At 49.6% G+C, this 924-nt stretch carries 1 protein-coding gene; it reads left to right on the forward strand.

Going from position 1 to position 924, the window contains the following annotated elements; translation table 11 throughout:
• A partial coding sequence (locus KIH86_RS10715) for a transposase (protein ID WP_223110462.1) occupies window positions 1–924 on the forward strand: 924 nt, incomplete at both ends.

A 924-nucleotide genomic window follows, 5' to 3' on the forward strand; every position in this document is an offset into this window, starting at 1 on the left:
AAAGGTATTTACCGCCGTGCTTCAGTTTCTGGCTGACGAAAAATACGTTTCTCTGGAGCATTACTTTGTGGACGGAACCAAAATCGAGGCGAACGCTAATCGCTACACTTTTGTATGGGGCAAAGCTGTCAGCAAACACAAGGCCAAACTGCAAGAGAACGTACATGCTCTGTTCGCTGACATCGAAGCGGCAGAGAACCAAGAAGAACGCGAATACCAGGGAAGAGACCTTGCTGAACTCGGCGAGTCTTCCGAGGTGAGCAGCGAGAAACTAGAACAAGTAGCGCTGAAACTTGAAGCCCAGCTATTGGAGAAACCCAAAGACAAGCCTCTGAAAAAAGCCGTTCGGAAGCTTCGCAAGGATTTGCTGCCAAGGCTGCTGAAGTACGAACAGTACCAAACACTACTTGGCGACCGGAATAGCTTCAGCAAGACAGATCCGGATGCAACTTTCATGCGGATGAAGGAAGACCACATGCGGAATGGTCAACTCAAACCCGGCTACAATGTACAGATTGGGACCGAAAATCAGTTTATTTTGGCCTACAGTCTCCATCAAAGACCGACAGACACTCGCTGCTTACAGCCGCATATGGAAAAGGCAAGGCAGATGCTTGGGAAATTCCCACCGACGGTCATTGCAGATGCAGGCTACGGCAGTGAAGAAAACTACGCCTACCTGGAAAAGGAAGAGATTCAAGCTGTGGTGAAATACGGCAGCTACCATAAAGAGAAAAGTAAAGCCTGGAAAGAGAATGTCGGAAAGATGGAGAACTGGACGTACGACGAAGCCGAGGATAGGTGGACGTGCCCCGCCGGACAAACGCTGCATTTCTGCAGAGAAAGCAAGGAAGGCTTAGAGAGCGGTTATGAAATCCGCAAACGTCATTACCGAAGCCAAAACTGCGATGGCTGCCCGCTGAA

It is taken from the genome of Paenibacillus sinensis, assembly GCF_019904155.1.
Classification (GTDB): Bacteria; Bacillota; Bacilli; order Paenibacillales; family Paenibacillaceae; genus Paenibacillus_AQ; species Paenibacillus_AQ sinensis.